Source organism: Bacillus cereus, from assembly GCF_002564555.1.
Taxonomy (GTDB): domain Bacteria; phylum Bacillota; class Bacilli; order Bacillales; family Bacillaceae_G; genus Bacillus_A; species Bacillus_A cereus_K.
The window spans coordinates 64,048-88,963 of record NZ_NUVD01000082.1 but is presented as its reverse complement, the minus strand read 5'-3'; the positions used below and the strand labels follow the sequence as shown (position 1 = coordinate 88,963).

The following is a 24,916-nucleotide window of genomic DNA, read 5'->3' as shown; positions in this document are numbered from 1 at the left end:
GCTTTCCCTTCAGTCCCCATCTAACTTCTTTATTTACACCGACTTTTAATAGGAATATCTACTGTCCGCGAATAACAGGATAAACAAAAACAATTATATAAAGATGAATGCATAACAACTTCCTAACGTTATGCATTCATTCTATAAAAATAATTTTCTACTAAACTTATTCCGCTACATTGTAGATTTTTTCAAGTTTCTCTTGAATTGCTTTTTCCATCTTCACAGCGTATTCTTCAAATACTTCTTTATCATGAGCATATGGAGATAATGCACTCGCACGAAGAACTGTTACTTTACCTTCACGATCCCATTCTGCTTCACTAAATCCAAGACTCTTCACAAATGGAAGTGGGCTGTTACCGTAGTCAGGAGTAGCAAAATCAGTATGAGATGTAATAAACTCATTATCATATAATCCGCCTTTAACATAAGAAGCATAATCAAAGAAGTCATGGTTTAATTTGTTCATTTTTTCTAAGTCTGTGTTGCCTTCTTCATTAAATACGTAGTCAACCATATTAAAGTCTGGTTTTGTTAATGGATACACACGAATTGTTTTATCGCCAACTTTGAATTCTTTATCACTTAAGAAGTCATAGAAACGATAAGCTCCTTCGATACTTGCACCAATTAATTTCCCGAAACCAGTTACATTTAGTGGCAATACTTTGTGAGCTGTCCAAACCGCCGCTGCAGTTGCACCTGCTTTAGAACCTTCTAAAATATATGCACCTAATAATGCTGGAATATCCGCACCTTTTTCGAATACATAAGTTGCAAAGTAAGAAATTACATCGCGCATTCTAATATCTTTAATAACAATACCGCCCGCAGAGTAAGGAATATACCCCATTTTGTGTGGATCAATTGTAATTGTTTCAGCTTGGTTCATCGCTTTAAATGAATGATATACTTCTTTCGTTAACCATTCACATTTTTCAGTGAAGATGTTGTGTTTTGCGTACACTTCTTCGATTTGATCCCATTCGATAAATTCATTATTTTCATCTAAGAAAATAGAACGAGCATAACCACCATAAGCAGCGTCTACGTGAATATAGAAATAGATGCCTTCTTCTGCTAATTTTTCACGAAGTTCTACCATTTTATCAATACGGTCTACTTGTCCTTCTTCTGTTGTACCGATAACCCCAACAACACCTAGAACAGGAATTTGCTGTGCTGCTAGTTCGCGAATTTTTTCTTCTAATTTATCAATATCCATACGATAGTTGTTATCCACATCAACTTGTTCTACACAATCAAGACCAACACCGATAATATCAGCAGCTTTTAACCAAGAATAGTGTTTTGTTTGTGGAATTAACCACTTACCTAATTTTTGTAGATTTTTACCACTGCGTGCAGAGTGAGCTTTAATTTCATCAATTTGTTCAGGAATTTGATCTAAAATATCTAGAATTTCTTCTGTAGACATGTTAAGTAATTCCCATTCAGATTTACCTTCAACAAATTCAGGAGCCACTTCTTTAATTGCTAATGGTAAAGATTTCATATTACGTGCATACCATAAGCCCTCTAGGTTAGCGATAGAACCATCGGCACAAATATGTCCCCAGCTTTCATTCTTTTTATAGCTCATAAGTGCAGCGAATTCATGTCCTACTTCTTCTTCCATTTGAGAAGTACCTGGTGAAGATTCATATGCTACGTTGTTACCGTTCCATAACATTGCTGCTGTATAAGCGATGACAGCAGGCATTAATGTTTCAGAGTTCATATGTCCCCAGAAACGGCCAGCAGAGTGCCAAGGTAAAGAGTTTGTACGTAATTTAGAAGATAATACATTGAACACACTGCGCATATGATCTGCAGTTTCTTGGAAGTTTTTAGAACTTCTATCTTGAGGTGTGATAACAGGTAAGTCTTGCGGCATATAGTTTTGTCTCCAACCAACATGCTCATCTACCATTTTTACTAATAATTCTTTAAATAGATCTACATTTTCTCCTTTATCCCCTAAGAATAATGCTTTTAAATTAATTTCTGGCATTTCGTATTTCATTTTTATTTCCTCCATTGTCTTATTAAATAAATTATTTATTTAACTTCATTAAGTTTTAGTTTTAATTTGCTTGTTTTAAATTTTCTTCTCTATTCTCTTCTTTCTTCCATTCTGGTTTCTTACATTTATTAATGATAAGAGCGATTCCAATCATCACGACTGTAGCAACCACTTGATAAATTACGTAACCAGTATACTGACTTGGTTTTAGAATGGATGGCGGAATCAAACTTACAATAATCGTAAGTACAATACCTATCATTGAGAAAATAGATACAAACCACATTAATCCATTTCCTTTACTTCCTAATCTAAAAGGTCTCTTCACATTAGGCATGTTATAACGTAAACGGATTGCTGAAATAGCAATTAAAGCATATACGATACAATATAAAATCGTTGTTGTAATTGTAATAATTAAGAACGCGCTATTAACATCCGGAACGACTACATATAAGAAAGATACTAACGAAATAACAATCGCTTGAATCATTACGAACGTGATCGGAATGTCTTTCTTCGTTCTCTTTTGGAAGAACTTTGGTAAATTTCCTTCCTCTGCCACTTTAATCATAGATTTACTTGGTCCAAGTACCCATGCACTTAGCTGTACTAAAACACCAATTAAAATCATTAAAGAAATAAGGTTAACAAAGATGGATGGAATTCCTAAATCTTCACAGAAAATTAAATAAGGTTGTGTAATGTTCGCTAATTCTAACTCACCGCGTGGCACTGCATTAGAAACTGTTAAACCAGCAATAATATTAAAGATTACTAATAAAACAACAGAAGCAATAACAGCAACCGGATAGTTACGTTTAGGATTTTCAATATTATTTGCATGTACAGATGAAATTTCTACCCCTGCAAAAATAAAGATGATACCTGATAAATACGTTAAGCTGCCTAAATCTTTGAAATTAGGAATTAAATCACTTGGTTTAAAATCTCCTAAGTAACCGTTTGGTTGAATTCCATTTTTGATCATATAAGTAACACCTAGAACAACGAGAATAACGAATGGAATATATACACCAATAACTGCGCCCCAGTTACCTGCAACTTTAACCATATCAAACTTAAGGTTTAATAAAGTTACGCCCCAGTATGAAATTAAGATTAAAGCAAAGATAAAATAATTGTTTGAAGATAGCTCCGGTTTATCAATAACATAGCCTAGTAAAACACCTACTGTTGATGAAACCATTACCATCCCAAAAAACATTTGAACCCATAATAACCATGAGGTGACAAATCCCCACTTTTCGCCTAATGCATTTCTCACCCAAACTTGAGGCCCACCTTCTTCAGGAAATCCTGTTGAAAGCTCTGCCGACATCAAGGCAATTGGAAGGGCGAATACAAGTGCAGCAACTAACATGTAGAAAATTTGCGTCCATCCTGTAATGGAAAGTGTTGGTACACTACGTACTGTGCCAAAGAATGCCATCGTAATACCAATTAACCCAAATAGCGTTAACTTTTTAGTCTTGGCCATAATTTTGTCCTTCTTTCCTTTATAAAATTTTTACGGAATCTATTTTTACTGATCCTTACGATGAACTAATACGCTAATTTTTAAAGAACTTGTATTGTCTAAAATAAACTTTTAAAAACTAGGGTATTAAAACAAAGTCTTTCATAAAATCTTTAGCATCCATCCTTTCCGCTATTTTAAATATGATTTTTTAGAATACTTTTCCGCTTATCCTTAAACTACACTGAATAATATTCATCTTAAATCATATTTTTCCTCACTAAAATATTTCATAAAACTCAAGTTTAAATTTGTGCAATGATTCACAAATCAACTTACGACGTCAGTTTACTCCTGTGTTTTTGTTTTGTCAACAGCTAAACAAACCCTTATATAACAACATATTTCGAACAAAATAAAAAACTTTTTATTTAAAGCATTAAAGATTTAATGCTTTTATCCATTAAAGCGTTAAACCTTTTATTTACAAAAAAGTTATGTATAAATAATCAAACTAAGTTATTAAAATTCATTATATTGATAACAAAAAGAAGAGTGAACTTCCTTCACCCTTCTTTTCTCAACAACTACGCTTTATATAATTACTATTCTAAAAAATAATTTTCGCTTACTTCTCTTAAACCAGGGTGCCATTCTAGCATATTCACAAACACCTGATTTGCAACTGGATCGTCTATGCATAATTTATTCACCTCTAAATGAAAATCATTTTCATTTAGAAATTGATCTGCTATATTTTTTAATAATCTACTATAGCCAACTAAGCGTCTAGATATAATAATATTATTTTTCCTAAGCGTTATTTCGCTATTTTGTTCACGAAATTTTAATATTTTTTCTTGGAGAATTTCATGCCCGTCTTCTTTTCCATTCATTACTTTCACACTTACATATAAACCATTTTCTAATCCCACTGCTCTACTCCATAATGAGGTCCAGCTATCATGCTTAATGTAGTACCTTCCCTGAAAATAACTTTTTATCACTGGAAGTAAAATGTGGATTCTTAGATGATAGGTATCACCTTTTTTTATAATATCCAGCATTCTAAAATACCCTAAATTTACTTGTTGTATAGCTTTATACTTAAATAGCCGATTAAAACCTATTAACATCCTATCTAATGCATTATTTATTTGTTCTTCACTTATATTATCTAATCCCAAATCTAATAATAACCAATTTACTTGCTGTTTATTATTTATTTCTGTTATAACATGGTGATTAAAATATGCTAATTCTAGTGTTCGTTCCCAAGATGGCAGCATAATTAATCTCCTCGCTTTCACTCTATAGCTTTACTCTCCTAGTTTCACCAATGTGTAATTCTTTTTACCTTTACGGATAATAATAAATTTGCCATCAATTGAATTACTCACTTTAACGTCTGCATTCACATCCGTCACTTTGTCCCCATTCATTAAAATAGCTCCATTATTAATATCTTCCCTTGCTTGACGTCTAGAAGGCTCAATTCCTAAGTCCACTAGCCACTCCACAATATTTTTTGTTTCTTTAGAAGCCTGTAATGTCGGCATATCTTTAAATCCTTGCTCAATTTCATCTGCATTTAACGATTTAATATCTCCACTAAATAAAGCTGCTGTAATCTTAACCGCTTGTAAAAATGCGTTCTCACCATGAACAAACTTTGTCATCTCTTCTGCTAGCACTTTTTGTGCTTCACGTTTATGAGGCTCTGTTTGAACTTTAACTGCTAATTCACCAATTCTATCTTTTGTTAAGAATGTGAAGAACTTTAAGTATTTAATTACATCGCGATCATCTGTATTTACCCAGAACTGGTAGAATTCAAATGGAGTTGTCTTTTCAGGGTCTAACCAAATCGCTCCACCTGCTGTTTTTCCAAACTTCGTTCCATCCGATTTTAATAGTAACGGAATTGTCAACCCAAATACCTTTGCTTCATGTCCTTCTAATTTACGAATTAGCTCTAATCCACTCGTAATATTTCCCCATTGATCACCACCACCGATTTGCAGTTGAACGCCTTCTTCTTTGTATAAATGATGGAAATCTAGGGATTGTAATATTTGGTATGTGAATTCTGTAAATGAAATCCCTGTACCTAAACGGCTTGCTACAATATCTTTTGCCAACATACTATTTATACTAAAATTTTTGCCGTAGTCACGTAAAAATTCGATAATGTTTACTTGACTTATCCAATCGTAGTTATTTACCATTTTCACTTCATTATTGCTACCAAAGTCAAATAATTTTTTCATTTGTGCTGTTAATGCGTCAACATTATGTTGTACCTGTTCAAACGTTTGTAAATTGCGTTCCGTTTGTCGTCCACTTGGATCTCCAATTGTTCCTGTTGCTCCCCCAATTAAAATGACTGGATGATGCCCAGCTAATTGAAAGCGTTTCATCATCATAAATGGAATTAGATGTCCAATATGCATACTGTCACCAGTTGGATCTACACCACAGTACAAGGAAATCTTTTTCTTTTCTACTAGTTCACGTAATCCTACTTCATCTGTTTGTTGATTAATTGCGTCACGCCATGCTAATTCATCAATAATGTTCATGTCTTTCCAGCTCCCTCAAATTATAAGTTTTCTTCACTTTAAAGCAGTAAAGAATATAAAAAAGCCCCTATGTCTATAGACATAGGGACGATTTTAACCGTGGTACCACCCAGATTGTACAAATAGTATTCATTCTTCTATTCATACCACTCTTAGCAATGATATCGATTGCTACTCCGCTTGGCATAACCCAAGATACTCCAGAGTGTAATTCACAAGTTTGTTTGTGCTAGGTTCCATCAACCCCTAGCTTTCTCGATAACAGTGACAAACTGCTACTGGGCTCTTTCAATGTATTTTTTATGTTAAATTACAGTCATTATAGTGAATTAAAATTTCATTGTCAACGACATAGAATAATGTTCTAAAAATATTCACTTTTATTATATTAAAATTAAAATGGACTTGTTTTCACTCCTTTAATTCGCTATGTAATGCAAAATTTCGAGCGAATAAATTATATTAAGATATACTTTTATCTTTTAATTTCAAAAATGTTGGAATAGAAATTAGACTTCGATTTATATAATACTAGGAAAACAAAAAACATTATCCCTTTTACGGATAATGTTTTTTACAAAATAGCGTTCATTCAAGCTTTCGTTCTATTACTTAAAAAAAGTTGAAAATTTTTCCCAGCGCCTATATAAGACAATAGCGATACATCTTCTTCCATCACCATTCCAACAACATTCACTTTTTCATTTTCAGGTAAATCATTTACAACAATTTGCAGTTCTCCAGCATATCTACCGTACAATTCATTATCAATTGTAATGCTGCCTTTCTTTCTTGCAATTGTATGCATCGGCTGTAACACAACTTTATTTCCTTCTCTTGATTCTACAGAACGAATGACATCACGTGCTGGATCTAATCTATTTGTATGCACTTGCTCTACCACTTTTAATACTTCACTTTCCTTTATAAATGACTCATATCGCAGCGGCATAATCCCTCTACTCGCACTCGCTATTTCTTGTACACTTTCTAGGCTTCCGCTTATATCCCCGATCAACACTTTATCAACATCACAATCTTGAACAAGTTCTAAATACGCTTCAAGCGAGCGCATATTGCGGTGCTTTTCTAACGTTGGTAATCCTTCATATAACGGACCACGTTTTTCTCCATCTCCCGGAATAAATGCCATCGTTTTTATTCCGCACTCATGTAAATATTGATTTTGCTTTTGCAAGAACGACTTTGCTAGTCCTGTTTCTGGACGCGGATAAAAGTTATGCCACGCTTCTACACGATCTACTCTTATATTTTCCGCAAGTAGCTCTTTCCAAAATGATTCTGTAATCGTGCTCGCGTTTAACGCTACTTTCATCTTATGAGATACACTTGCAATTTCTTTTGGCGCAATGCCATAATCCATTCGTAAACCAGTAATACCCCACTCCAATAACTCTTCCACATTTTCATACGATATTCCTAAATGATGTAACGATTTCGGAGAGACATCAACCATTAACTCCATTTCATTTTCGAGAGCTTGTTTCCCGAGTATTCTAATTAATTCTTTATACGTACCCGGATCATCTTCTGGAATGTGAAGTGATGTGAAAATAGATGAAAATCCGTTTTCCTTCGCTACTTTTAGCCATTCTTCTTGCTTCTCTACTCGCTCTTTTGAAAGATAAATTGAAACTCCTATCATATAAATCTCCCTTTCTATGAATAGAAAAAGAGAAAGGAATCCCTTTCTCTATATATTTTCTGCCATTTCTTCTTTAAAGCCAAAGAAGTACGTAAAGATAAATCCGGAAGTATATGCAACGACTAATCCAAGGAAATATAATAAATATTTATTATCAGCAATTAACGGAATTAATGATAATCCTGATACGCCAATTCCGAGTGCAGCTGTGTGCATAACTGCTTGGAATGCCCCGCCGACAGCAGCACCTAAACAAGCTGTAAGAAACGGTTTCCCAAGTGGTAATGTAACCCCGTATAATAACGGTTCGCCAATCCCTAAAAATCCAACTGGTAATGCACCTTTAATTACGTTACGAAGTCGCGTGTTTTTTGTTTTTACAAAAATCGCAATCGCTGCTCCTACTTGCCCAGCGCCAGCCATTGCGAGTACTGGTAATAAAGGCGTTACGTGCGTTTGATTAATAAATTCCATATGAATCGGTGTTAAACCGTGATGCAATCCGACCATAACGAGAGGTAAAAATGTTCCGGCAAGCACTGCTCCAGCAAACGCTCCACCAATATTTAAAATAGCATTAATTCCGCTTGTAATTCCTTCAGATAAGAAACCTGCAACTGGCTGAATTGCTAACATCGTTACGATACTTACAACTAATACAGTAATGAGTGGTGTCACGATAATATCAACTGCATTTGGCACAGCTTTTCGAACTTGTCTTTCCACTACAACCATAAGCCACGCTGCAAAAATAACCGCAAACAATCCGCCCCGTCCGGGTACTAACGCTTCACCAAATAACTTTACGTTCGCCATCGCCGGATTGAAAATTAACATACCAGCAATTGCCCCAAGAACTGGTGTCCCTCCAAATTCTTTCGCTGTATTCCAGCCGACTAAAATTCCTAGGAATGTAAAGATACCGCCGCCAATAAGTAGTAACATTTGTAGCCACGTTGCATTCGGATCAGCACCTGCGTTTTTCGCAAAGTTAGCAACCCCGTTGATAATACCAGAGGCAACAAGACCAGGAATTAACGGAATGAAAATACTTCCTATTTTTCGTAAAAAGTTTTTCACTGGTGTATTATTTTTCTTCTTAATTTCTGACTTCATCTCTTGCCCAATATCCTCAAGATGATGATCTGCTACTTCACCAATTCGGAGCCCTGTTAAACCTTCCATTTCAGCTGCTACTTTATTTACCGTTCCTGGACCAACGACAACTTGAAGCGTCTCATCTTCAATGACCCCCATAACGCCTTCAACCTTTTTCAAAAGGTCTATATTCACTTTACTTTCATCATGAAGCGTCAATCTCAGCCTCGTCATACAATGAGCAATACCACGAATATTTTTTATTCCCCCAAGTTGCTCCGAAATTTCTTTGGCCATTCTCTCTTCTTTCTTCATAATAGAATCCCCCCCTATTATCTATAGCGCCTTCTTCACAAACCCTTTCGTTTCTTTTAATTTCTCTAACGCTTCCCCATACCCACACTGCAATAACAGCATAACAATCGCAGCTTTCACGTTACGTTCTGCTTTTTCGTAATAAGCTGCTGCTACCTCATAACTAACGCCTGTTGCTTCCACAATAATTCGTTTTGATCGTTCTACTAACTTTTCATTTGTAGACTGAACATCTACCATTAAGTTTTTATATACTTTTCCCACACCAATCATAGAAGCTGTTGAAATCATATTCAGCACTAATTTTTGTGCGGTGCCAGCTTTTAAACGCGTTGATCCTGTTAATATCTCTGCGCCTGTTTCTACTTCTATATTTAATTTTGCATATTTACTAATGGCAGCATCTTTATTACAAGAAATACTAGCTGTACTCGCTCCCATGCTATTTGCATATTTCAAGCCGCCAATTACATAAGGAGTTCGACCACTTGCTGCAATTCCAATCACAGTATCTTTCTCGTTTAATCCGATACTTTTTAAATCTTCTTCTGCTAACTCTTCGCGATCTTCAGCACCTTCCACCGCCTTAGTAAACGCTTTCAATCCACCTGCTATAAATCCTTGCACCATTTTATCATCTGTACCAAATGTCGGTGGGCATTCCACTGCGTCTAAAATACCTAAACGCCCACTCGTACCAGCCCCAATATAAATTAATCGGCCCTCTTCTTCAAAAGATTTAATCACAGTCTGGACAACTTTTTCAATCTTCTCTATCTCTTTTTCAACTGCTAACGCAACAGTTCTGTCTTCTTCATTCATACTTTGTAACACTTCTTTTATGCTCATCTCATCAAGGTTCATCGTTTTCTCATTGCGATGTTCTGTCGATAAATTTTCTAGCATATTGCCACCTTCTTCGAAATTTAATTTCATACTTTTGTTATAACTTTAAGAAATTCAAAATCAATATCACTTTATTATTTTATGGAATTTTATTTCTCTTCATGATGAATTTATGTCCAGCCACAAAAAAAGATGAATTGGTCAAGCTTCGTAATCTTCACACTTCCCTCTCCTTGTCATATGGCATGAAAGATTTTACCATACTTACAAACCTTTCATGCCATATGACCATTGCTTTTTACAATAAAAAAAGAGCTTACCTACTTCAGATAAGCCCTTCCTCTCTATACAAAATATTTCTTCAAAAGCGGCGGTGTAATAATTGTCGTTAATATAACAACAATAACAATCGCTGTGAAATTTTCTTTCGCTAATAAATTTGCCGTAAGTCCATTCGCCGCGATAATAAGCGCTACTTCTCCGCGCGACACCATCCCTGCACCAATACTAATAGAAGATTGTAAATTGAACCCTGTTAATCTTGCTCCTAAACCTGATCCAATTAACTTTGTGAAAATCGCAATGAGCGTCATAATAATAATGAACCAAAGCTGACTTCCAATGCCTTGAAATGTAATTTCCATTCCAATACTTACGAAGAACACTGGTACGAATATCGCATAAGCAATTGGTTCAATTTTATGTTCTACTTCATGCTTATACTCTGTTTGCGAAATTGCAATTCCTGCTGCAAATGCTCCAATAATGCCTGCAATTCCCATCATTTCACTGTAATACGAAAAAGAGAAACAAATAATAAGAGCTGCACTAATTAGCGCTTCCGATACACGAAGTGGGACAAGCATTTTCATAATCCACGGAACAACTTTCCATGCGATAAAAACAATACTTACAAAGAAAATAAGTTTCTTTGCGATAACAAGTGTTATATTCACATCTTGTGTTCCTAAAAAGCTCATCACAAACGCTAATAAAATAACGACTATAACATCATCAAATACAGCAGCACCTAAAATAGTTGTACTTTCTCTCGTATTCATTTTTCCTAAATCACGTAACGTTTGCACCGTAATACTAACCGATGTTGCGCAAAGTAATAACCCTAAAAAAATTGCATGAGATTGTATTAATCCAAACAGCAGTCCAGTTACATAACCACCGATGAAAGGAAAAATAATTCCACCAGCCGCTACTGCAAATGATGATTTCAAATTCCGATTTAACTCTTCTAAATCTGTTTCAAGTCCAGCCATAAACATGAGTAACAAAACACCAATTTCACTCAGTTCATCGATAAGTTCCGAACTATTAATAATACCGAGTACAGCAGGACCGATAATAATACCAACAATTAATTTACCAAGTACAGAAGGCTGACCAAGTCTAACGCTAATGTCACCAGCTAATTTCGTACAAAGTAAAATAACGACAAGTTCAAAATAAAATAACATAGTATCTTCTCCTACTTTATAAAGTGAAACTTTAATGAGTGGGTTTTCTTTATCCGAAACGGATTGTTAACCCCCGTCCATTTCTGCAAGTAGTTTCCCCTATTAATCCGCATTTTATTTGTCATATTTACATTTGACTAAATATTCTGAATTATAATAGAATTAATCCATAAATTTCAAAAAATTTCATACCATAACTGCACCTCCATTTACGTACATTCTCCTTTCCAATGGGCTCCTACTATATTCGCAGTTATGGTAATAAAAAAACGGGGGGAGAGTCCAAAGTGAAGTCATTATTACGAAAAAAAGCACTTAGTACCGAATCACCACGGCAACTAGACAGAACATTAACCGCACTAGATTTAACGTTCTTAGGAATTGGCGCCGTAATTGGAACAGGGATTTTTGTATTAACAGGTATTGTAGCCGCAAAACATTCTGGTCCTGGTATTATGCTATCATTCCTCATTGCTGCCTTTACTTGTGCTTGCGTAGCCTTTTGTTATGCCGAATTTGCTTCTTCTATTCCTGTCTCAGGAAGTGTGTACACTTACGCATATATGACAGTCGGAGAAATCGTCGCCTTCATTGTTGGTTGGTGTTTAATGCTCGAATATTTACTTGCCGTCGCAGCGGTAGCTGTCGGTTGGTCTGGTTATTTACAATCTTTACTACAAGGCTTTAACATACACCTACCCGCCATTATTGCTTCGGCCCCTGGCGTCGGAAAAGGTGGTCTCATCGATTTACCAGCTGTTTGTATTTTACTACTCATTACTGGCCTATTAAGTTTTGGTATACGCGAAAGCGCGCGCATTAATAATATTATGGTTCTTATAAAGTTAGCTGTTATTATCGCCTTTATTGTAGCAGGCGCAAAATATGTAAAGCCTGAAAATTGGACGCCGTTCATTCCATTCGGATACGACGGTATTATTACTGGAGCTGCCACTGTATTCTTCGCCTTTTTAGGTTTTGATGCAATCGCAACCGCTGCGGAAGAAACGAAAAAACCACAGCGTGATTTACCAATTGGCATTATCGGTTCCCTTCTTATTTGTACTGTTTTATACATGATCGTATCTTTCGTTTTAACAGGTATGGTTCCTTATACGCAATTAGACGTTTCTGATCCAGTTGCATTTGCCCTACATTTCGTTGGTGAAGATACAATTGCAGGACTTCTCGCTGTTGGTGCAATGACCGGAATGACAACCGTTCTTTTAGTCGTTATGTACGGACAAGTTCGTGTTTCTTATGCAATGAGCCGCGACGGCTTACTTCCAAAAGCGTTAGCACGTGTAAATAAAAGAGTCAAAATCCCTTTACTGAACACATGGATTACTGGTGTTGTTGCCGCTTTATTAGCAGGACTTTTAGACTTACACTTACTAGCAAACTTAGTAAACATCGGTACGTTAACTGCCTTTACATTCGTTTGCTGCGCTGTACTTATTTTACGAAAAACACATCCTGACTTAAAACGCGGATTCCGCACACCTTTCGTACCTGTATTACCAGTTGTTGCGATTCTTTGCTGTTTATATTTAATGATCAATTTGTCTAAAACGACATGGATTAGCTTTGCGGCTTGGCTTATAGTCGGCTTATGCTTCTATTTCTTCTACTCTAGAAAACATAGTCATTTAGCTACTGAAAAAGAAAAAGATGAAAAGAAAAAAGCATAAAAAAATAGCTCGCCTATAAAACGGCGAGCTATTCTTATGCGTTTCGTTAACGATTGTAAAACGAAAAATATATCCATGATGTGGAACACTTCAGAATGCTCATTCCGATCGTACGCGAGCTCCACTTTTGCATACATATCTCCTTTACTTCGTTCCCTTCTTTTTCTTCTTCCATGCATTCACACTATCAAAGAAAAAGTTAATAAATAACGTGCCTAAACCCGCTAATAAGAAAGTCATTAAAAATAGAACCCAAATACTTTTATCTTTTAATAAATAATATCCTACAAGGAGCACAACCGCGATCCATACATATTCAAGAATTCTTTTTAGCTTTTTCTGTTCCAACTTATTCGCTCCCTTTTTCTATACTATTTTTAGTATAACAAAAAAGAAGCCTATCATGATAAGCTTCTTTTTCTTATACCTTACTTGTTGATACTTTTTTCAACGAGTGAAATCGCATGCTCTAATGTACGATTCATCGTTTCTACCTGTGCATCTTTTACTTTCACATCTTTTAATACAGCCTCTGCAACTGTAATTTTTTGCTGTAATGATTTCACTGAACCATCTGTTACATTGGCAGCTTGCGCTTTCTTTACGACAGCTTTAGCAGATTCAATATTGATTTGTAATTTTTCTTTCGGTGTTTTCGGCTGTTCTTCTGCTACTTTAGATTGTACAAATGTTACACTTGCTGTTTTTAATTCATGATACGTTTGAGTAATTTCTTCCCCAGTACTTGCTACATTTTCAAACGCTTGCTTTGCATTATTATAGCTTTTCTCTAATTCTTGAAATGCTTCCTTTGAATATTGACCTGGCTTATCACCAAATTCATACGTACCAGCTAACACTTCCTTTACTTTTCCAATCTCTTCATATAACGTATTTACTTGCTCTAATTTTGTACGATTAGAAAACTCGTTATATGCTGCTAATACTTCTGAAGAACTTAATGCTTTACTATATAATTTTGCTAGCGCAATTTGACCATTTAACGGAATACCACCATTTCCATTACTATCAGGATCAGCACCAAATGCAAATGGTACGTTCGGGTGATAGACTTTCCCTTGCGCTGGTTGACTATTTACTTTTTTACCATCTACATAAATAGCTACTTCACTTCCGTTATACGTTCCTGTTAAATGATACGTTTTATTTGCCTCTAACTGAACGCCAACACGCTTATAACTCCCACCAATATGAGCCCACAATTCAACATATCCACTTCCTGTAGATTCAAAACCAATTCCACCGCTCTCTGTATTTTGCAAAATACCTTGTCCACGAATTTCATTCATTGAAAATACAGTTTCTAACGTAAATGAATTTGCTACTTTTTCTTTTTGTGTTGCTGAAAACGGAAGGTATCCAAATGTATTTGCTTTTCCGTTTAACTTCATAACATTCCTTTTCAATGCTTTATCATATTCAATAGTCACATTGCCCTTCACATCACCTTTTGTACCAAATGGTGAATTATCTTTAAATGTACCATTTGCGAAGTTTACATCGAAAACATCAGCCTTTGGTACTTTTACATTCGGATCAATATTATCTTTTTTCGTTGTGATTTCTGCAGTTAACGGCTGTGCGCTCTCATTACCAAACGAATCAATCGCAACGACTTCAAGTAGGTATGTTTTCCCGCCATCTAATCCTGCCAGTGTAAATGTAAGTTCTTTTGGCACTGGGTCACGATAAAACTCTGAGAATGCTAATAACTTGTTTTTTATTTCTCCTGTTTGTTTATCCTTTGCTTGTACACGATAAGAGTGCACAAGCAGGTTGTCCAATGCTTGCGGGAATGTTACTGTAGCTGCATTTTCTGTTACAGTTGATACGGACAGTTTTGCATCTTTTGCAAAGTATGGTTTTTCCTTATCACGATCTTCTACGTAATTAAATGCTTCTTTTTTCGTTGGTAATTTAATTTTCCAAGGCTCGCCTGTCCAAGAATTTGTATGGAAATCACGGCGATTAATTGTTACTTCTTTATCATCCACTTCTACTAATAAACCTTGACTTAATGTACTAGCTCCTGGCGGGATATTGCCTTGTACTTTACCACCTTCAACCTCCATATAACTTACTGAAGATGTACCAACTGATGTAAAGTCTTTTTGATGAATCGATCTCGGATCATCTAACGGATAATGTGAATGACCTGAAAACGTAATAACTTGTGGGTATTCTTTTAATACCGCATTAATTTTCGCACTATCTTTTGTTCCCCACTCTTGACTACCGTATACTGTATCTTTAATGTGTTGATGTAAAAATACGAAAATCGGTTTTTCTGGATCATCTTTTTGTGCCTTTGCCATTTCTTCTTTTAACCAATTAATTTGTTTATCTGAATAATATCCATGAGTCGTTCCATCTTCCGGAGACATCACAAGGAAATGATACCCTTTCACCACTTTATGATAATAAATCGATTCCATTCCTGTCTTTTCTAAGAAACGCTTCTGTGCTCCCTCTACAGATAAACCATTCCAATAATCATGATTACCGAGAGAATTCATTCGTACCGCATCTTTATTGGCATTTTCATTATACACTTGCATGAAGCGATCATACTGCTGCACAGATCCTGAATCGGTAAAATCACCTACAATCACAAATGCATCTTGCTTCGGTGCTAGTGTATTGAACTGTTCAATCGCTCTTTTCCAGCGAAACGTATCATCTGTTCCACTATTTTTAATATGTACATCACTTACAACTGGAAAAACCAACTTCTTCTCACTCGGTGCCTTTTCTTGTTTCTTCTCTTCCGCTTTGACTGATGTGCTCCACGGAAATGATACAAACGCTAATACAAAAACCATTAATAATCCAATAAGGCCTTTTACTTTTCGTAAAGCAGTTCTTTCCACGTGAATCCTCCTCATATAATAAATTAATTACACTGGTTATTGTATCGAACACATATTAACTTCGTTTAAACTGAAAATCAAATTTGTTTCACTTTTGTAAATATACAGTTATTTTTATGTGAAATGCCACATTTACACGAAACAAGCCCTTTTTGTCTAATAGACATCTAACGTTTTCTTATAAAAACTATTACGAGTTATAAGAAAACGAAACTATCACGATTTTATTTTTTTTCCCCATTCTTAACACATCGGCCATGCTGTTACATTTAATAATAGTAAACACCATTTCAAAAGGAGGGGATCCTATTGAAACCCCATAAAAATATTGGTTGCTTTGCTCCTTTATCTATCATCTGTCAACCGACATGTCCTTGCCCTCCAATTCCATCACCTCCTACATGCAGTGCTGAACTTGTCACAAATGAATTCGCTGGTAATATATTTATCTCGAATGATTTTATTCCAGTTTCTCAACGACAACTAAACCAAACATATCAAACATTAAAAATTTGGGAGTCCGATGGAATTATTTCAGTTTCCGGAACTATATCTGTATATAACAATAGAAATAGTACAAATGCTTTATTCGTACAAATAGTAGGCAATAATATAAGTACCTTCACCGTTTTACCAGATAATACATTTTCATACACCGGATCTAATTTACAATCTGTTTCGATAATAGATATTCCAACAGACCTTTCTATTTATATAGAGGGACGCTACTGTCTCCAACTCACTTATTGCATATCAAAGCGAGACTGCTTATAAATGCATTTCATTTACAAACAACTATTGCTTTTGAAAACATCCAAAAGTCCACAAAAAACCGTGCAAACTAATAGATAGTTTGCACGGTTTTTATCAAAATATTACAATATTTTATGATAAAGCATAACGAATCGTCATGCAAAATTCTCCTGTTTCTGCTGATGCAGTTCCAAGAATTGTAACTGTATCAAAACGACGCACCGTAAACGACGCACTACTTCCAGTTGCAACAACAATCGTTTCCAATGCAGTCCCTGCTATACCACCACTATAAAACACAATCGTAACAGGACCTGTTCCTGTATCTACCTTCAAATACCCCGATGCATAAATATCTTGAGAAATATTATCAGCATAAATTACTTCAGCAGCTACTGATGCAGTCCAGTCAATACAAACTTTATCTTGAACAATCGTTTTTTTTGAGCTTGCACAACATGAAAGATTAGTACTACAATTCCCCATCTTAATTCCCCTCTCTATGAAATTAAATATCTTGTCGTAATACAAAATTCCCCTTGATACGTCCCTAATGGTGTAGCTGGTGTCGTAATTTGAATAATATTAAAACGACGGAACGTAAACGCAATACTTGTTCCTTCAGAAACGGTAAATGTTTGAATTGTTCCGCCGCCGGAATCTAGTACTGTTACTGTAATTTGGTTTGCAGGGCTAACGCCTGGTCCCACGTCGTAAGTTAAATAACCTGTTCCAACAATATTTTGGTTCACATTATTTGCATACACAGTAAACGTACTAGCAGCAGCACTAGACCACGGATTACAAACTTTATCTTGGACAAAATTATTACTATCATCCGGACAACACGTTAAAACTGTTCCTGAGCACTCACAAGACATAGTCTTTCCCTTCTTTCTTTTTTATTCCTTATATGTGTATGTCCCTCAGAGTCTTTTGCCTGTACTATTCATCTATTTTCAAAAATAATCACATCGTAATTTAAAGTAAAACTCCCACCTCAAAACTTTGCTTTACAGCTAAGTTTTGAGGTGGGAATCTTACTGCCCGTTAATGCGAAATAAACTAAATAGATTCAGTTTTGCTTCGTTTTTTCATAAATTTATAGATTAATATACCACCTACAACAATAACTACAACTAGTAATATTGGTAACATATATTGCCCCACAGTATCTGCTGCTTTTCCCCAATGTGGGCCTAATTTCATTCCAAAATAAATATACAAAGTCGTTAACGGGAACATTGCTACAAATGTATATATACTAAATTTCCATATGTTCATTTTCGCCATACCACATGGAACGGAAATAAGCGTTCGAACTCCTGGCACAAAACGTCCAACAAATGCTACAACTGGTCCATATTTCTCAAAGAAATCATCCGCTTTTTGAATTTGTTCTTCTTTAATAAAGAAGTATTTCCCGTATTTTATTAATAGAGGACGACCACCGTAATAACCGAGTGCGTATAACGTTAATGGTCCTGTCGTTCCACCCAGTGTTCCAGCTAATACAGCTAGCCAAAAATTCATATCGCCCTCGTATACCCAATATCCAACCATGGGCAAAACTACTTCTGCTGGAATAAATTCAAACGTTAATGCTAACACAACTCCAAAATAAGAAAACTGCTTTAAAAACTCGATTATATCTAAAATAATTTGCTCCATATTTTTAACCCCTATCCGACGTTTACGTTATGCTTTTCTTGTAATTGCACTGGCGCCATCTTTACAATTCGGTTCAAAATAAATAACACAATTCCAATATCATCTAAAATACCGATAAACGGCAGGAAGTCTGGAATGAAATCGAGTGGCATCGCAACGTAACCAACTAAAAAAGCAACAGATAAGATTTTCTTCTTTATGGAAACCTCTTTTGAAGTAAAAAAGTCAAATAGGAATGGAACAAATCGGCGAACATGAAATACAACTCTTAATCTACTTATAAGTTTTTTCATTTTCTATCTCCTCTCTTTGTATACAAAAAGGACCCTACCAAATATGGTAAGGGTCCTAAAAAGACAGAAAGGGGCCTTTACCATTGCTGGTAAAGGTCTCACTAACAACGAAACGTTGCCAATAAAGCCGAGGGTTTCTCCCTGTAATGACGACTTTACTGTAATAAGTTACTCCCCTTTATATACACAATTTTATACAATCACATTAAAATATTTACCTAGGCTTGTCAATATTTTTTTCATTCGCATGAACACCATTGCATTATACAAGGCTCTATTCCATATTCTTTTTTGAAACAATTTGGAGTTTAAAACGATCTGGATCATAGAAAGTTATTCCTACTTCTTCACCATTGCATTCCTCTACAAATGATATTTGATAAAACTCTAACTTTTTCTTTATTCGCTCGATATTTGTAGTTTGTAAAAATATTCCCTTCACTGATGATGTGACAGTCTCTCTATACTCTCCAAAATTCCGGTTTACAACAAAGCAAATTCTCGTTGAACCAATATCATACCAAACACCCGTTACACGTAATTGCGGTCTCTCTTTACTTGGTTTGAATCCTAGTATTCCTTCATAAAAATATAATGTTTCCTTTAAGTTTTGAGATTCTAATACAATACAAGTTGTAATACTTTCCATCCGTACTCCCCCCGTCTCTATTAGTTTTCTATATGAGTCATAATTTACAATTATGTACGAATACAATACATAGTGATGAATATTTCATTTATAAAGGAGGCGTGTAACATGGATAAATTCATGAAATCCTACATACCTTATCACGGCCCAAACGATCCTTGTCCTCCAATTGGAAAGAAATATTACTCAACTCCCCCCCACTTATACATGGGCTTTCAACCAACTAATTTACCCCAATTCCCACCAAAAGAAGCTTTAAGAAAAGGAACTCTATGGCCTGCTTTTTATGATTATTATGAAAATCCTTACAAAAAAGGACGGTGAATAAAAACGTGACACAAACATTGCCGGATGAATATTACAAATGGATTCAAGAACTACAAGAGCTAGACTTTGTATTAGTTGAACTTACCCTCTATTTAGATACGCATCCCGACGATACTACAGCTATAAATCAATTCAACGATTTCTCTTATAAACGAAGAGTATTACAACAAAAAATCGAAGAAAAATATGGGCCTCTTCAGCAGTTTGGAAACAGTTATTCTAATGCTCCGTGGGAATGGAGCAAGGGACCTTGGCCATGGCAAATATGAAGGAGAGAAACTATGTGGATTTATGAAAAGAAGTTACAATACCCTGTTAAAGTAAGCACCTGTAATCCAGCACTCGCAAAATTATTAGTTGAACAGTACGGTGGTGCGGATGGTGAACTTGCAGCTGCTCTTCGCTACTTAAATCAGCGTTATACTATTCCTGACAAAGTCGTTGGCTTGCTGACCGATATTGGTACCGAAGAGTTCGCACACCTAGAAATGATAGCCACAATGATTTATAAATTAACAAAAGATGCAACACCTGAACAAATGAAAGCTGCTGGATTAGATGCACAATATGCTAATCATGATAGTGCATTGTTTTATCATAATGCCGGTGGTGCCCCTTTTACTGCAACCTATATACAAGCAAAAGGCGATCCAATCGCTGATCTCTACGAAGATATTGCCGCTGAAGAAAAAGCACGTGCAACTTATCAATGGCTAATTGATTTATCAGACGATCCCGATATAAATGATAGCTTGCGTTTTTTACGTGAACGAGAAATTGTCCATTCACAACGTTTCCGAGAAGCAGTTGAAATTTTAAAAGAAGAACGAGATAAAAAAATTTATTTTTAACACACATATCGTAACGATATGTGTTTTTTTACGTTAAAAGTTAAATCCTTCTTATTAAACATACAAATAGTATATTTATTCGATTTAATGCATTATTTTTTAATATTTTCAAAATTCCCTATTGCTTTCTAGTCATCAGACCTTTAAAATAATAACAGTTACTCGACAAATTATTTGAATTTTCGACAAAAATACTCATTAGGAGGATTTTCTTTACATGCGTACAACTTTAAAACCAGCGCAAATACTTTCGATTAGTTTATTACTATTCGCAGTTTTCTTCGGTGCTGGTAATATGATTTTCCCGCCTCTTCTCGGCCTTTCTTCCGGAGAAAATATGTGGGTTTCCATCACAGGATTTATTATTACAGACGTCGGTTTATCTTTACTTGCTATCGTTGCTGTTGCCCTTGCCGGTGGTAGTTTTAACACTTTAGCGAGCCGTGTTCATCCAAAATTCGCAGCAGTATTCGCTATCATTATTTATCTTTCAATTGGCCCACTATTTGTTATTCCACGAACTGGATCTGTATCTTATGAAATTGGGATTGCACCACTTTTCCCAGATCAATGGTACTCTATGTTAGTTTTTAGCGCGATTTTCTTTACAGTCGTTTACTTCCTATCATTAAATCCATCCAAATTAGTAGATCATATCGGTAAAATATTAACGCCAATTTTACTTGGAATTATTGCAATTATGGCAACAAAAGCAATTCTTTCACCAGGATCATTCGCTGAGCCTATCGGTGACTATAAAGAAATCCCATTTTTCAAAGGATTTCTCGAAGGATTTTTAACACTAGATGCAATCGGTGCTCTCGTATTATCAACCATTGTTGTAAATGCAATTCGCCAAAACGGTATACAAGATAAAAAGTCCATTGCAAAATATACAATTATTTGCGGAAGCATTGCAGCCCTGTTCTTAACAATTGTTTATTTCTTACTCGGTTATATCGGAGCTTCAAACGGAAACTTAGGACAATTCGAAAATGGCGGTCAGCTATTAGCAACAGTAATGTATCAATTCTTTGGGACAAGCGGTAATGTTTTATTAAGTATTGCGATTATAGCTGCTTGTTTAACGACTGCAATCGGTGTTGTAAGTGCATTCGCTAACTACTTCACAACAGTATTAACAAATGTTTCATATAAGAAACTTGTACTATACGTTTGTATCTTTAGCTTCGTTATCTCAAACTTAGGTTTAAGTCTATTAATCAAAATTACATTACCTGTATTAATTATTTTATATCCAATTACAATCATTTTAATTTTCGTATCATTTATTGATAAATATACGAAAAGTAAACCTTCTGTCTATATCGGAGCAATGATCGCAGCATTCCTTATTAGCTGTATTCATGCACTTGATAATGTGGAAATGATCCCAAGTTTTATCACTAATATCGTACACACAATTCCTTTTTATAACTTAGGAATCGGCTGGATTGTCCCAGCAATCATCGGCGGTATAATCGGATACTTTATTCCGCAAACAGAAGCTGAAGGGGAAGTTTCTACAAAATAAAGAAGAAGCAAGCATTGATTATGCTTGCTTCTTTTCTATTTTCACATCGTATGTTTAAACGTAAATAACTCTTCTTTTGACTGCACAGCAGGTTGTTCCTCTTCCACAACTGTTTTCTTTCTCTCTCCCCCTAATCGAACTTTCATCATCGCTTCTTCTATACTTTTTACAATCATATTTCCTGAAAAAATAGTAAGTCCGAAAAATGTAATTGGGACAAGAGGAATCCACGGATGCACTGTTAAAGATCTAAAGTACACTCCAATTAAGCCTGACCATTCATGCGTGTAAGAATCTATTTCTTTTATCCCTTGAATCGGTCCACCAAACTGGACCGTCCCCCCAAAAAACACCTCAAGTAACCCTAAATGAAGTAAAATGGTCAAGGTTTGAGTAAACTGTTGAAGAAATACGAGTATAAACGTCATATAGAGATGTGGAAAAATATGCTTTATAACTATATGTCTTCTTGATCCGCCTAATATGCGCGCAGCATCAATAAATTCTTCCGTTCTCAATTTACGAACTTCATTCGCAACATATAGTGCAATAACTGGCATCGCAAGCGCTACAAGTAATACCACTTGGAATGAAGCCCTTTCAAAGAAAGTTGTCGTTTCTTCTCCACTTCCAAATCTGTTAACAGATTGAAGAAAGAAATACGCGATCATAACTGTTGGAATGACTGTAAAACTATCAAAGAAAGCCTCAATCTTTGCAAAGCCTCTTTTTATATATTTTCCGAGCAAAACACCGAAAAACACCCCCATTACCATTCTAAGTAATGCGATTAAAAACGATATTCCAATCGTCCACTTTGCTCCCTCAATTACTAAATGTAAAAGGTCATATCCATTCCGGTCTGTCCCAAGTAAAAATTGTGATGAAGGTGAAAACGGTGGCACTTCTGGGTTTCCAGCCGCATCATATTGCAGTGTAACTTTTCTAATCTGTCCATCATTCCATATCGTATTTCCGATGCTCAAAAGAACTAATATGAGAAGAAATCCAATGCTTATCCAAAACCTTTTATCACGTTTTATATACGTCCACATATTATAATCTCTCCTTCATTGCAGCTGGAACGAGATAATGAAACAGTTTAAATAAAATAAAAATCGGAATATAAATAAGCAGCACACTAACGATGAAAATCTCACTCCTAATATCCGGATATGATTTCAAAAACATAAAAATACCTCTCGTATTAAAAATCCATTCTATAATATATAAATTTGATAACATGAACCATATATTCGTTTTTGCAAAGAAAAGTGTGCTAAGCAACACATTTCGTAAAATATGGCGATTTAAAATATGAAAGCGATCCAGCCCCTTTGCCTTAGCAAATAATACATAATCTTTTTCTAGTTCATTTTCAAAACGAAGCACTAACAGTTTTACAAACATAATCGTAGTCGGGATGCTCAAACAAAATATCGGCAATCCTCTAATGGACTCGCCTCCAATTGCCGCAATTTTAAAAGGTAAAAAGCCTGTCTGTTTAAAAAACCATATAACTAAAAGTTGTGATCCTAAAATAAGAAGAATGTCTGGAATGGATTCTAGAAAGATGAGAAACGATTTAATTCGACGTTGTATACGCGGTGAACTACTCATAATCATATAAACGATACAAAATGCTACTAATAATGAAATGCAAAATGCAGCCAAGAAAATAGCCATTGTTTCTTTATAATGAACAAACAACTGTGGAAATAAAAATTTATCACTTGCATATTGCATATTGGAAATATCCATTAATTTCGCAAATACTTCTTTTAGACTCTTTATGTACGCTGATACATTCAGCTCAAATCCATAAAATAATTTCGGCAGTGCCCCTAAAAAAATAATACCCAAAATTGAAATGATAAATTGAATTGTCATTTCCATCCCATTCAAAAAAACTTTCTTTACCATTTTCCCCCTTCTCTCTATATAATTTACCCTTTAATTTTATTCTTAATTTTCTGAATTGTAAATATTCACAACAAAAAAATCACTAGGTTATGATCCTAGTGATTCTTTATGCACATGTTTTTCACTTTTTGAAAACGGCATATACAAAATGAAACATCCAATAAGCGCTACAATTTCTAATGAAATAATATAGTAAGGATGTGGCCCTAACATATCGAGTAATGAAGCCGTTTCTGGCTTATGAGCTAAAAACATATAATTACCGCCTGTTTTATAATTCACGAATGAAACGATTGGAATTATTATGTTTAAAAATATCATCGTACGTTTAATAGATTGCAAGGTCGGTCTATATCCTTCTACCCACGTCATAAAGAGCGGTGCCCAAATGAGTAATACATGTGCAATGAAGAATTCTATAAAGCGAAAATGCGGAAAAGCATACTGCAAGTTTGGTGTTAAAATAGCTTGTGATGCACCGATAATTCCTGTGAAAAAGACAATCTCATATATTCGATAACTTTTCGTTACAATCATAATCGACGCTAATAATAAACTAATCGTACATAACTCAAATGGTAATGAAGTACCTAGTTCAAAAATCCCTGCTTTCCATTCCCATATATGAAGTCCGATCTCACTCCCTATAAATAGAAATGCAATCGCATATCGAACCGTTATATTCCACTCACTTTGACGTAATACATCTTGATATTGATATAGAAAAAATATCCCCACCAACATAATAAATAATATAATGGCATGTTGCCTTGAGTATGGAATAAATGGTTCTAATGGATGCGCACTAAAATAAACTTCCATCTTCCTTCCTCCTCTCCTTCATA

At 35.2% G+C, this 24,916-nt stretch carries 24 protein-coding genes and 1 other annotated feature; of the genes, 6 read left to right on the top strand and 18 right to left on the bottom strand.

The window, feature by feature from the left end; translation table 11 throughout:
- Window positions 1–166 precede the first annotated feature (166 nt).
- The 8 genes from tdc to COI75_RS18590 all read right to left on the bottom strand — a co-directional run bounded on the left by tdc (window position 167) and on the right by COI75_RS18590 (window position 11,488).
- The gene (gene tdc / locus COI75_RS18625) at window positions 167–2,029 is read right to left on the bottom strand and encodes a tyrosine decarboxylase (protein WP_000873058.1); all 1,863 of its coding nucleotides are present in this window, start codon (window positions 2,027–2,029) and stop codon (window positions 167–169) included.
- Window positions 2,030–2,090: 61 nt separating this feature from the next.
- Entirely contained in the window at window positions 2,091–3,530 is a 1,440-nt protein-coding gene (gene tyrP, locus COI75_RS18620) for a tyrosine-tyramine antiporter (RefSeq protein ID WP_001140534.1), read from the bottom strand.
- A 584-nt stretch (window positions 3,531–4,114) separates the two neighbouring features.
- Window positions 4,115–4,798, bottom strand: coding sequence for a protein rep (locus tag COI75_RS18615; RefSeq protein WP_000937979.1), 684 nt, complete (start codon window positions 4,796–4,798; stop codon window positions 4,115–4,117).
- A 30-nt stretch (window positions 4,799–4,828) separates the two neighbouring features.
- Window positions 4,829–6,091 (bottom strand): tyrosine--tRNA ligase, encoded by a 1,263-nt coding sequence (gene tyrS / locus COI75_RS18610; protein ID WP_001021069.1) that lies wholly within the window; start codon window positions 6,089–6,091, stop codon window positions 4,829–4,831.
- Between the two features lie 80 nt (window positions 6,092–6,171).
- Window positions 6,172–6,392, bottom strand: a binding site (T-box leader).
- A gap of 291 nt (window positions 6,393–6,683) precedes the next feature.
- Window positions 6,684–7,757, bottom strand: coding sequence for a DUF871 domain-containing protein (locus COI75_RS18605; protein WP_000580617.1), 1,074 nt, complete (start codon window positions 7,755–7,757; stop codon window positions 6,684–6,686).
- 48 nt (window positions 7,758–7,805) lie between these two features.
- A complete protein-coding gene (locus COI75_RS18600) occupies window positions 7,806–9,170 on the bottom strand; it encodes a PTS transporter subunit EIIC (protein WP_000711282.1) in 1,365 nt (454 codons plus the stop codon).
- A gap of 21 nt (window positions 9,171–9,191) precedes the next feature.
- Window positions 9,192–10,076 (bottom strand): N-acetylmuramic acid 6-phosphate etherase, encoded by an 885-nt coding sequence (murQ, locus tag COI75_RS18595; RefSeq protein WP_000892338.1) that lies wholly within the window; start codon window positions 10,074–10,076, stop codon window positions 9,192–9,194.
- A 284-nt stretch (window positions 10,077–10,360) separates the two neighbouring features.
- A complete protein-coding gene (locus COI75_RS18590) occupies window positions 10,361–11,488 on the bottom strand; it encodes a cation:proton antiporter (protein WP_000899805.1) in 1,128 nt (375 codons plus the stop codon).
- Between the two features lie 230 nt (window positions 11,489–11,718).
- Between COI75_RS18590 and COI75_RS18585 the strand changes: the two genes are divergently transcribed.
- Entirely contained in the window at window positions 11,719–13,179 is a 1,461-nt protein-coding gene (locus tag COI75_RS18585) for an amino acid permease (protein WP_232288622.1), read from the top strand.
- A 144-nt stretch (window positions 13,180–13,323) separates the two neighbouring features.
- Here the strand turns inward: COI75_RS18585 and COI75_RS18580 are convergent, their stop codons facing one another.
- Both COI75_RS18580 and COI75_RS18575 read right to left on the bottom strand, forming a co-directional pair.
- Entirely contained in the window at window positions 13,324–13,527 is a 204-nt protein-coding gene (locus COI75_RS18580) for a hypothetical protein (protein ID WP_000435802.1), read from the bottom strand.
- A gap of 80 nt (window positions 13,528–13,607) precedes the next feature.
- Window positions 13,608–16,070, bottom strand: coding sequence for a LamG-like jellyroll fold domain-containing protein (locus tag COI75_RS18575; RefSeq protein WP_000442465.1), 2,463 nt, complete (start codon window positions 16,068–16,070; stop codon window positions 13,608–13,610).
- 309 nt (window positions 16,071–16,379) lie between these two features.
- Between COI75_RS18575 and COI75_RS18570 the strand changes: the two genes are divergently transcribed.
- Window positions 16,380–16,844 carry an S-Ena type endospore appendage gene (locus tag COI75_RS18570; RefSeq protein WP_000802320.1) on the top strand — a complete coding sequence of 155 codons (465 nt, stop codon included), beginning with the start codon at window positions 16,380–16,382 and terminating at the stop codon, window positions 16,842–16,844.
- A 111-nt stretch (window positions 16,845–16,955) separates the two neighbouring features.
- Here the strand turns inward: COI75_RS18570 and COI75_RS18565 are convergent, their stop codons facing one another.
- The 5 genes from COI75_RS18565 to COI75_RS18545 form a co-directional block, all read right to left on the bottom strand.
- Window positions 16,956–17,309, bottom strand: coding sequence for a DUF3992 domain-containing protein (locus COI75_RS18565; protein WP_000526009.1), 354 nt, complete (start codon window positions 17,307–17,309; stop codon window positions 16,956–16,958).
- A gap of 14 nt (window positions 17,310–17,323) precedes the next feature.
- On the bottom strand, window positions 17,324–17,704 hold the full coding sequence (locus COI75_RS18560) for a DUF3992 domain-containing protein (RefSeq protein WP_001277550.1): 381 nt from the start codon (window positions 17,702–17,704) through the stop codon (window positions 17,324–17,326).
- A 184-nt stretch (window positions 17,705–17,888) separates the two neighbouring features.
- On the bottom strand, window positions 17,889–18,494 hold the full coding sequence (locus COI75_RS18555) for a DedA family protein (protein WP_000435011.1): 606 nt from the start codon (window positions 18,492–18,494) through the stop codon (window positions 17,889–17,891).
- Between the two features lie 11 nt (window positions 18,495–18,505).
- Entirely contained in the window at window positions 18,506–18,787 is a 282-nt protein-coding gene (locus tag COI75_RS18550; protein ID WP_000733849.1) for a YkvA family protein, read from the bottom strand.
- Between the two features lie 274 nt (window positions 18,788–19,061).
- On the bottom strand, window positions 19,062–19,436 hold the full coding sequence (locus COI75_RS18545) for a VOC family protein (protein WP_000443971.1): 375 nt from the start codon (window positions 19,434–19,436) through the stop codon (window positions 19,062–19,064).
- 108 nt (window positions 19,437–19,544) lie between these two features.
- Here COI75_RS18545 and COI75_RS18540 point away from each other — a divergent pair, with 108 nt between their 5' ends.
- The 4 genes from COI75_RS18540 (at window position 19,545) to brnQ2 (ending at window position 22,148) form a co-directional block, all read left to right on the top strand.
- Entirely contained in the window at window positions 19,545–19,760 is a 216-nt protein-coding gene (locus COI75_RS18540) for a spore coat associated protein CotJA (protein WP_000357171.1), read from the top strand.
- Window positions 19,761–19,768: 8 nt separating this feature from the next.
- The gene (locus tag COI75_RS18535) at window positions 19,769–20,032 is read left to right on the top strand and encodes a spore coat protein CotJB (protein WP_000194956.1); all 264 of its coding nucleotides are present in this window, start codon (window positions 19,769–19,771) and stop codon (window positions 20,030–20,032) included.
- Between the two features lie 12 nt (window positions 20,033–20,044).
- Window positions 20,045–20,614 carry a spore coat protein CotJC gene (cotJC, locus tag COI75_RS18530; RefSeq protein WP_000265282.1) on the top strand — a complete coding sequence of 190 codons (570 nt, stop codon included), beginning with the start codon at window positions 20,045–20,047 and terminating at the stop codon, window positions 20,612–20,614.
- A gap of 217 nt (window positions 20,615–20,831) precedes the next feature.
- Window positions 20,832–22,148, top strand: coding sequence for a branched-chain amino acid transport system II carrier protein BrnQ2 (gene brnQ2, locus COI75_RS18525; protein ID WP_001260925.1), 1,317 nt, complete (start codon window positions 20,832–20,834; stop codon window positions 22,146–22,148).
- Between the two features lie 41 nt (window positions 22,149–22,189).
- Here brnQ2 and COI75_RS18520 read toward each other — a convergent pair whose 3' ends face one another.
- From COI75_RS18520 to COI75_RS18510, 3 genes are all read right to left on the bottom strand, one after another.
- On the bottom strand, window positions 22,190–23,203 hold the full coding sequence (locus tag COI75_RS18520; RefSeq protein WP_000269934.1) for an ABC transporter permease: 1,014 nt from the start codon (window positions 23,201–23,203) through the stop codon (window positions 22,190–22,192).
- A 1-nt stretch (window position 23,204) separates the two neighbouring features.
- Entirely contained in the window at window positions 23,205–24,071 is an 867-nt protein-coding gene (locus COI75_RS18515; RefSeq protein WP_000239658.1) for an ABC transporter permease subunit, read from the bottom strand.
- 87 nt (window positions 24,072–24,158) lie between these two features.
- Window positions 24,159–24,893, bottom strand: a complete 735-nt coding sequence (locus COI75_RS18510) for a YwaF family protein (protein ID WP_000454445.1) — start codon at window positions 24,891–24,893, stop codon at window positions 24,159–24,161.
- Window positions 24,894–24,916 lie beyond the last annotated feature (23 nt).

Bases quoted from the DNA above. Each gene is read 5' to 3' on its own strand.
- tdc (WP_000873058.1), bottom strand. From the start codon at position 2,029: ATGAAATACGAAATGCCAGAAATTAATTTAAAAGCATTATTCTTAGGG.
- tyrP (WP_001140534.1), bottom strand. From the start codon at position 3,530: ATGGCCAAGACTAAAAAGTTAACGCTATTTGGGTTAATTGGTATTACG.
- COI75_RS18615 (WP_000937979.1), bottom strand. From the start codon at position 4,798: ATGCTGCCATCTTGGGAACGAACACTAGAATTAGCATATTTTAATCAC.
- tyrS (WP_001021069.1), bottom strand. From the start codon at position 6,091: ATGAACATTATTGATGAATTAGCATGGCGTGACGCAATTAATCAACAA.
- COI75_RS18605 (WP_000580617.1), bottom strand. From the start codon at position 7,757: ATGATAGGAGTTTCAATTTATCTTTCAAAAGAGCGAGTAGAGAAGCAA.
- COI75_RS18600 (WP_000711282.1), bottom strand. From the start codon at position 9,170: ATGAAGAAAGAAGAGAGAATGGCCAAAGAAATTTCGGAGCAACTTGGG.
- murQ (WP_000892338.1), bottom strand. From the start codon at position 10,076: ATGCTAGAAAATTTATCGACAGAACATCGCAATGAGAAAACGATGAAC.
- COI75_RS18590 (WP_000899805.1), bottom strand. From the start codon at position 11,488: ATGTTATTTTATTTTGAACTTGTCGTTATTTTACTTTGTACGAAATTA.
- COI75_RS18585 (WP_232288622.1), top strand. From the start codon at position 11,719: ATGGGCTCCTACTATATTCGCAGTTATGGTAATAAAAAAACGGGGGGA.
- COI75_RS18565 (WP_000526009.1), bottom strand. From the start codon at position 17,309: ATGGGGAATTGTAGTACTAATCTTTCATGTTGTGCAAGCTCAAAAAAA.
- COI75_RS18560 (WP_001277550.1), bottom strand. From the start codon at position 17,704: ATGTCTTGTGAGTGCTCAGGAACAGTTTTAACGTGTTGTCCGGATGAT.
- COI75_RS18555 (WP_000435011.1), bottom strand. From the start codon at position 18,494: ATGGAGCAAATTATTTTAGATATAATCGAGTTTTTAAAGCAGTTTTCT.
- COI75_RS18550 (WP_000733849.1), bottom strand. From the start codon at position 18,787: ATGAAAAAACTTATAAGTAGATTAAGAGTTGTATTTCATGTTCGCCGA.
- COI75_RS18545 (WP_000443971.1), bottom strand. From the start codon at position 19,436: ATGGAAAGTATTACAACTTGTATTGTATTAGAATCTCAAAACTTAAAG.
- COI75_RS18540 (WP_000357171.1), top strand. From the start codon at position 19,545: ATGGATAAATTCATGAAATCCTACATACCTTATCACGGCCCAAACGAT.
- cotJC (WP_000265282.1), top strand. From the start codon at position 20,045: ATGTGGATTTATGAAAAGAAGTTACAATACCCTGTTAAAGTAAGCACC.
- brnQ2 (WP_001260925.1), top strand. From the start codon at position 20,832: ATGCGTACAACTTTAAAACCAGCGCAAATACTTTCGATTAGTTTATTA.
- COI75_RS18520 (WP_000269934.1), bottom strand. From the start codon at position 23,203: ATGTGGACGTATATAAAACGTGATAAAAGGTTTTGGATAAGCATTGGA.
- COI75_RS18515 (WP_000239658.1), bottom strand. From the start codon at position 24,071: ATGGTAAAGAAAGTTTTTTTGAATGGGATGGAAATGACAATTCAATTT.
- COI75_RS18510 (WP_000454445.1), bottom strand. From the start codon at position 24,893: ATGGAAGTTTATTTTAGTGCGCATCCATTAGAACCATTTATTCCATAC.